Source organism: Xanthomonas axonopodis, from assembly GCF_001304695.1.
Taxonomy (GTDB): domain Bacteria; phylum Pseudomonadota; class Gammaproteobacteria; order Xanthomonadales; family Xanthomonadaceae; genus Xanthomonas; species Xanthomonas axonopodis.
In genome coordinates, this window is record NZ_JFAQ01000174.1 from 1 (window position 1) to 7,888 (window position 7,888).

Below are 7,888 nucleotides of genomic sequence, written 5' to 3' on the forward strand. Positions count from 1 at the left end.
CAAAATCGGGGGGACGTCGGTGTTCGTGATAACGGGAGTGAACCCTGAGACCATTCCTAGATGAATATCTCAGCTGGAACCAGATAAAGATCAACGGATGATCGCGCCCCAAGCTTTATAGCTAAATTTCATGTGCGTTTCGGCCAAATTACCTTGCCTCAGCTCATGCGGCGTGTATTATCCAATCTGACAGATAAACCGTAGATCGTACAGCCACATAGATTATAATAAATAAAATACAAAATAATAACGAGCCCATCGTCGATCAACCAGCTTCGTTACCATCATTGATCACAGATTACGTGAACGCACTGCATTATGCCCCACAGTTTATAAATACTGAGATTTCCATATGTGTCCAGAGAAATATTTCTTAATGACACCGGGTCCGTTGGCTTTGCGCGACGAAGTAAAATCACAGATGCAATTCGACATGGGCTCAAGAGACGAAAGCTTTAGGATCACGACTGCCTCGATGCGTAACCTTGCGATCAACTTAGTCGAAGGGCAGGAGTCACATTCGGTCATCCCCATCCAAGGCAGTGGAACCTACGGCATCGAAGCAGCGCTGGCGACATTTATAAGTCAGTCCGACAAACCGCTTGTATGCATAAACGGTATTTATGGGGAGCGTATGCTGAAGATACTTCAGCTACGCGGAATACGGGCTGCCAGCATGAAGGTTCCTAGCGACAAGCCGCTTTCGATCGCCGATATAGTGGAATATCTTGAAAAAGATCGCACGATCACCCACATCTGCTTCGTTCATTGCGAGACGACCACTGGTGTCATTAATCCACTTAACGAAATCGTCAAGCTGGCCAAGCGATACGGAGTCGTTACGATCGTCGACGCAATGAGTTCTTTTGGCGCAATTGATATCAGTGTCAAAATATCCCCTTTCGACGTCCTTGTGACTTCAAGCAATAAGTGCATCGAAGGTCCGCCTGGCATTTCGTTAGTAATAGCCAAGCTGGCCCTGCTGAAAAGAAAAAAGACACATCCGGTCAATTCTTTCGTTTTAGATGTTCGCGACCAGTGGAAAACCCTTGAGGAGACAGGAGAGTGGCGATCAACGCCTCCTACTCATGTGGTACAGGCATGCGCCAAGGCACTCGAACTGTTGACCCTTGAAAGTGTGGCCAACCGCAGAAAGCGGTACTGCTTGGTGCGAGAAGAGATCATTCGCGCAACGGAGCGATACGCTGTTCCGTTACTAAGTGCGAGGGCGCGGTCTCCGGTGTGTCTGGCGCTCACTGCGAAGGGAGTGATTGATACCGAGGAGGATTTCAAGGAATTCTATCGGCATCTTGTCAGATATAACCTCTACATATATGCAAAATTCCACGTTCAAACGCGAAGCTTCAGAATCGGCTGCATCGGCGCAATCAAGCCGGCATGGATACTCGTTCTGGCGAAGGCGTTTCGTGAATTTTTCGAAGACCACAAACACCGCCTGGTAGAAGCGGCACTTGACAATCCTGAACTCGAAAGCGGAGCGGCCTAATGTCATCGCGCACCCACGAAAAAAGCCTTTCGATGGAAACAGCCCTTCTGCATGCGGGTTATCGGCACGATCCAGCCACCAACGCTATTGCCGTTCCTATCTATCAGACCACGGCTTATGAGCTCGATGATGATCTGGCCGCCGTCTCGAATATCTACAATGTCAAGCGCGACGGTTTTACCTACACGCGGATCATTAATCCAACCACCCGCGTCCTAGAGCGCCGGTACGCCCAAGTGGATAACGCAGCGGATGCGCTTGCCGTGGCTTCCGGACAAGCCGCCACCTTTCTTGCGCTGGTGAACTTGTGCAGTGGCCGACCAGGCGACAACGTGGTTACATCGAAGTATCTATACGGGAATTCCTGGAATTTGATTTTCAATACCTTCAAGCGCTTAGGGATTGAGGCAAGATCTGCTGACCCGCATGAACCAGAATCCTTCAAGCGGCAGATCGATGACAGGACCATCGCATTATTCGGCGAAGTCTTTTCTAATCCTTGCGTCATTCCGTTACCGGTATCGGAGCTTGCCGCGATTGGCAAGGCGCATGGCATTCCCCTCGTGGTTGACAACACGACAACGCCTCTTGTGTGCAGGCCCGGGGCGCTGGGCGCCGCAATCAGCGTTTACTCGGCAACCAAGTACATCTGTGGCCACGCCACCACACTGGGAGGACTGGTCGTCGACAATGGAAATTTTTCTTTTGATGATGACTCCCGCTTCCCATTGCTAAATGGCCCTGACGAGGCGCATGGCGACACATGCTGGCGAGATGCTGTGCGCCTTCTGAATGACTTAGGGAATAGTGCTTATCTTTTGAAAGCACGTATGACTTGGCTTCGCGATACAGGCGCGGCGATCAGCCCATTCGCAAGCTTTCAGCTGATACAAGGTCTGGAAACACTAAGCCTGCGCATGCAGCGTCACTGCGAGAACGCTGCGTCGGTTGCCAGTTTCCTAGCAGGTCATCCCAAGGTCAGACGCGTTTCGTATCCTGGCCTTGCTACTGGACGCGACCGAGACGTCGTAGATGAACTGGTCGACGTGCAAGTCGGCTACGGCGCAATGATCGTGTTCGAGTTAGAAGATGAGGCTGCAGGCAGAAAATTCGTGCAGAACATCCGTCTCATGTATCACGTTTCAAATGTGGGAGATGCACGCACACTCGTGACGCATCCGGTCTCGACCACCCATACTACCGTTCCCAAAACTCAGCGTGAGGCAGCCGGAATATTTGATGGGTCGATCCGCCTTTGCGTCGGCATAGAGAACATTGACGACATACTTGATGATATAAAGCGCGGTCTTGATGCCGTTTAATGGCTAATTAGCCGGGAGAAGCATCATGGAAAAAGAGAAAAATTGGGCGCTCAGAAATAAGCGATTCGACACATTCCGTTTTTCTCGCGAAATCATGCGCGAGTTGGCTGACTTGCGTCCCGACAATATGACTGGCGCCTTATACATAATAAAGGACTATACAGTAATGGTGGCCTGCGCCGTTGCGACGGTGCAACTCAGCTGGTGGCTTTACCCATTGGCATTATTAATTATCGGCGCGCACCAGCGCGGGTTGACGACGATCTCACACGACGCGGCGCACCGAATACTAGCAAAGAATAGAGTATGGAACAATTTCCTCGGGACGACGTTCGCCGCTTACCCTATATTCCAGCGGCACTGGGCATATCGCGTGTCCCATGTCTATCTTCATCATCCGCACCTTGGTGATCCGGAGCAGGATCCCGACTTGAAGTTCTTTATCAAATCGGGGGTTTATACAGTTCGCGAGCCGCGCGAGTACAAATCCTTTATTCTCTGGAAAGCGATCTTCGGCGGGGCCACGTTTCGTTACTTGAGCTATCTTTGGAGCAACCGATTCTTTGTTTTGGGAGACAGAGAGAAGGGCGTCGATGAGTGGGGCACCCTTATCGATTCGTACGGTTTCGCGGCATTCTGGATCGCGGTAGTCGCCGGCTTTACCGCAGCGGATGCTCTACATTTGCTTGTGCTTTTTTGGCTAATCCCTTACCTCACCACGTTTCAGGTCTTGGGTTGGTTCACCGAGCTGGCTGAGCATTCGCCCATGTGTGAAAGCGAGGTGGAGAATGTTTATTTGACGAGAAATAGGAAGGGCGGATTCATAGAACGCTTATTGTTCGGCGTCAATTACGACGAGTACCATCTTGAGCACCATCTTTCGCCGGGCGTCCCATTCTGGCTATTAAAAAAAGCACAGAAAATCCGAATGCACGACCCAGTATATGCGAATATCGGAAAATCCTGGGGAGGTCTATTTTCGCGCGGCCCGCAGGGGCAGCCAAGCGTGATCTCGCAATTGCTTGATCGGAACCGTCGCCTCTACGAAATTAGCCTGCGCAAATGATCCGGAGCACATCCACAATGGAACATGTTTCTGATTGCGTGATTCGACCTGTTGTTGGAGTGACATCAAATCGCCATATCGATGATGGCGTTCATCGTGATAGGTTGCGACGACGCTACATTGAAGCCCTTGATACCTACGCTGCTGTTGAATGCGTCATTCTTCCGACTGTAGACGGGGATCTTCCTTGGGATACAAGCCTCAGAAAGTTTCGTTCCCTGATGCATCGTCTAGACGGCCTGGTCTTGACTGGCGACGAATCAAATCTCGATGCAGACATCATTGATGGACGACAGCGCCGTTGGGAACGTGCCGACGACGACGTTATCCCTGGGGAACGAGACCGACCCAGGGATCGCCTGTCGTGTGTCGCGTTGTCGATCGCAACAGAGCTGGATATGCCAGTCCTCGGCATTTGCCGCGGGTTGCAGGAAATGAATGTTCAGCAAGGCGGAACGCTTGTGACACATCTGCCGGCCACGGAGTTCGGCATAGTGCACAGCGAGCCCATGAACGTAACCCGCGATCAGCAGTATCTGCCATCGCACGGAATTCGGATCGTGTCCAACGGAATACTTGCCGATATCCTCGGGGAGGGAAACGATTGGCTCCAAGTTAATTCGCTTCATAACCAGGGAGTGTTCGAGCCGGCGCCCGGGGTTCGAGTCGAGGCCATAGCCGACGATGGCGTCGTCGAGGCAATTTCCTACCCCTCCTCGACTTTTCAGCTCGGAGTACAATGGCATCCCGAATGGCATGTCAGACACGACCCCGTAAGTCAGAAGATATTCCACCTCTTTGGCGATGCGTGCCAGGCATATGAAGCGAGGCGGCATGTCGGAAGTAATTCGGCATCCTTCCACAAGGCAATATATTGAAAACTGTCCAACATTACATAATACAGTGACGAGATAATGGATCTCCATCTGGTGGCTCTGTTCGCCATTGCGTTCACTTGCGCGGTCGCCGTGCCGGGGCCGAACGTAGCATTTGTTGTGGCTCAATCTCTCAAGTATGGCCGCAATATTATAGTTCCCTGTTCGTTTGGCTTTGGACTGGCTACTGCGATTCACGCCATTGTCGCGCTGTCTGGGGTCGGCTTGATCATTCACGAGCACTCGTCGCTTCTCGGTTATCTGCGTTGGATAGGAGCGATCTATCTCACTTACATTGGTTTAATCTCTTTCCTGCCCCAACCGGAACATCACAGCACAGAAATAATCGCTTCTAGTCCGCGAAAGGTGTTCATCGATTCATCACTTATCGCCCTGACTAATCCCAAGGGATGGCTGGCTACTTTGCTTACCTATCCAAGCTTTGTCAGTCCTTACTATTCTTACACGCACCAAGCAATTGCGTTGAGTCTGGCAGGACTGCTTATTTCTCTCTTAATCTATGGTGGATATGCGTTGCTTGCACAAAGAGCACGTACCCTTTTCAGGAACGAACGCAATATAAGCCGGGTCGCCGGCGCGATCTATCTGCTTGTCGCAGTTTTCCTAGTGCTTTCCTGATTGAGTCAAAATTTCTCATGCGAGACACGGCCGATGCGGGCCGTTCGCTGAAGAGGGCCGCAATCTCATGTCAATACTAATCCCTAAAGGGCTGCCGGCAGGTTGTGCTCTTGAAAACGAAGGCATCACCGTTTTAGAAGATAAGGCAATGATCCATCCGCATTGCCGATCTATAAGCATAGGGCTGCTTAACCTGATGCCAAATAAAATCGATACCGAAATCCAAATAGCGCGTCTTTTGGGTTCCACACACTTCCAAGTTGAGTTGACGCTTGTCAGGATATCCGGCCACTCATCGAAGAATACACCTGTCGGACACTTGAAATCCTTCTACAAGGACTGGCGGGATATTAATAATCGTAAATTTGATGGATTTATAATAACCGGGGCGCCGGTTGGGAAAATTCCTTTCTGCAGCGTCGATTACTGGGATGAGCTCGCTGGAGTATTTCGGTGGACGCAGACCAACGTCCATAGTTGCTTTAACATCTGTTGGGGGGCGCAAGCTGCTTTGCATTTTTTCTATGGGGCGCCAAAGCACGTCTTGAAAGAAAAGTTATTTGGCGTATTTAAGCATCATATTCATGATATCCACTCCCCTTACTTGAAAGGTTTTTCCGAGGAACTTTACATTCCCGTGTCGCGCTGGGCGGAAATGCGTTGCGTCGACCTCCCTATTGATAGCGGCGTTTCCGTTCTCATTGATTCACTCGATACCGGGCCTTGCTTGCTTAGCGATCCCAAGCATCATTCTTTGCATTTCTTTAATCATATCGAATACGATTCGAACACTCTTGCAGACGAATACTTCCGCGATCTAGCCGCAGGAAGAAATATCCATCTACCCATTAACTATTTTCCAGACGATTGCCACTATCTGCCACCGACGAATCGATGGCGCAGCCATGCAATTTTATTGTTTGAGAACTGGATCGGCCATATTCATAAAACGTCCTTGGCGGATCTGGATATGGTCGGTCGATGTCGATGAGCTGCCGCCAGCAGACGCCCAGCTCTCGTAAAACTCTCATATATACAACACTCATTTAAATGGCGGTGGGAATCTGTCATGAACTTCGATGAACTCCGGAATTCGGTCGAGTCTGGCGCGATCGATACGATATTGGTATGCATGGTCGACATGCAAGGTCGGCTAATGGGAAAACGCTATCATGCCGCTACATTTGTGGGTCACGATTACAACCAAGGCCATGCCTGCAATTATCTATTGGCCAATGACATGGAAATGGTCCCGGTGCCAGGTTACGCGAATGCCAGCTGGAGTGCTGGTTACGGCGATTTCGTCCTCAGGCCTGACTTTTCCAGCTTGCGATTGCTGCCTTGGCTGGACGCAACGGCATTGGTGATTTGCGATGTCTACAATGACAACGGCGAGCCAGTGGTGCAATCGCCCAGATATATCTTGCAAAGGCAGTTACGCCGGATATCCGACCGCGGAATGCGTGCCTGTTTCGCATCGGAGCTTGAGTTTTACCTTTTCGACGAGACTTATGCCGAGATTTCGAGAAAAAATTATATTTTACCAGCGGTATTTGGAAGTTACAATCAGGATTACAACATTCTGTCGACAACGCGACAGGAGTGCGTCATGCGTCCGATCAGAAAAGGCCTATATGGCGCTGGTGTCGCAATTGAATGCACAAAGGGTGAGGGAGGCACTGGCCAGGGGGAAATCAATGTTCGGCATTCAGACCCGTTGTCGATGGCCGATCAGCACACAATCATCAAGCACGGCAGCAAGGAAATAGCAGCACAGCACGGCAAGTCAATCACCTACATGGCAAAATGGAACGATAATTATGCAGGGTCGTCCAGCCACGTCCACTCGTCACTATGGTCGTCTGACGGCCGACCCATGTTTTATGACGAAGCAGAACCGCAGGGAATGTCCGTTATAATGAGGAACTACCTTGCCGGAATCCTTAAGTATGCGGGAGATATTACCCTCTTGTTGGCACCTTACATAAACTCCTACAAAAGATTTCAGATTGACACGTTCGCACCCACTAAGATCGGATGGGGCTGCGACAATCGAACGACCGGCTTACGCGTTTGTGGCCTGGGCTCGGATAATCTGCGCGTCGAGTGCCGCATTGGTGGTGCCGATATGAATCCCTACATTGCGTTCGCCGGACTGATTGCAGCTGGCTTGGCGGGGATTGACGAGAAACTGCCGTTGGGCGAGCCGTGCAAGAGCGACGCATATCGCGACACGGGATTGCCGGACATCCCGAAAACACTAAGAGCTGCCATCGGCATCAGTTCGAGCTCGAGTTGGCTCCGCGAGGTGCTAGGAAGCGGGGTTGTCGACCATTACGTCCATGCCGCGCAATGGGAACAATCCGAATACGATAGGCATGTAACCGATTGGGATTTGCTCAGGGGATTTGAACGTAGTTAGGGAAGGTCTGGTCAATGCGTTTGATACTGATACGCCCAGTGATACGCCCAGGGTTCC

General features: G+C 50.8%; 7 protein-coding genes. All 7 read left to right on the top strand.

The features are described from left to right. Positions 1–352: 352 nt before the first annotated feature. The 7 genes from XAXN_RS15345 to XAXN_RS15365 all read left to right on the top strand — a co-directional run bounded on the left by XAXN_RS15345 (position 353) and on the right by XAXN_RS15365 (position 7,831). The gene (locus XAXN_RS15345) at positions 353–1,507 is read left to right on the top strand and encodes a 2-aminoethylphosphonate--pyruvate transaminase (RefSeq protein ID WP_054320190.1); all 1,155 of its coding nucleotides are present in this window, start codon (positions 353–355) and stop codon (positions 1,505–1,507) included. Continuing rightward, on the top strand, positions 1,507–2,829 hold the full coding sequence (locus tag XAXN_RS15350) for an O-acetylhomoserine aminocarboxypropyltransferase/cysteine synthase family protein (RefSeq protein ID WP_054320191.1): 1,323 nt from the start codon (positions 1,507–1,509) through the stop codon (positions 2,827–2,829). The genes XAXN_RS15345 and XAXN_RS15350 overlap by 1 nt, the downstream gene beginning before the upstream one ends. A gap of 25 nt (positions 2,830–2,854) precedes the next feature. Then, positions 2,855–3,895 carry a fatty acid desaturase family protein gene (locus XAXN_RS15355; RefSeq protein WP_054320192.1) on the top strand — a complete coding sequence of 347 codons (1,041 nt, stop codon included), beginning with the start codon at positions 2,855–2,857 and terminating at the stop codon, positions 3,893–3,895. Between the two features lie 17 nt (positions 3,896–3,912). After that, entirely contained in the window at positions 3,913–4,773 is an 861-nt protein-coding gene (locus XAXN_RS21775; protein ID WP_134980252.1) for a gamma-glutamyl-gamma-aminobutyrate hydrolase family protein, read from the top strand. A gap of 36 nt (positions 4,774–4,809) precedes the next feature. Continuing rightward, on the top strand, positions 4,810–5,409 hold the full coding sequence (locus tag XAXN_RS21780) for a LysE family translocator (protein ID WP_134980253.1): 600 nt from the start codon (positions 4,810–4,812) through the stop codon (positions 5,407–5,409). Positions 5,410–5,476: 67 nt separating this feature from the next. Next, positions 5,477–6,400, top strand: coding sequence for a homoserine O-succinyltransferase (locus XAXN_RS21785; RefSeq protein ID WP_134980254.1), 924 nt, complete (start codon positions 5,477–5,479; stop codon positions 6,398–6,400). A gap of 78 nt (positions 6,401–6,478) precedes the next feature. Beyond that, positions 6,479–7,831 carry a glutamine synthetase family protein gene (locus XAXN_RS15365; protein ID WP_054320194.1) on the top strand — a complete coding sequence of 451 codons (1,353 nt, stop codon included), beginning with the start codon at positions 6,479–6,481 and terminating at the stop codon, positions 7,829–7,831. Positions 7,832–7,888 lie beyond the last annotated feature (57 nt).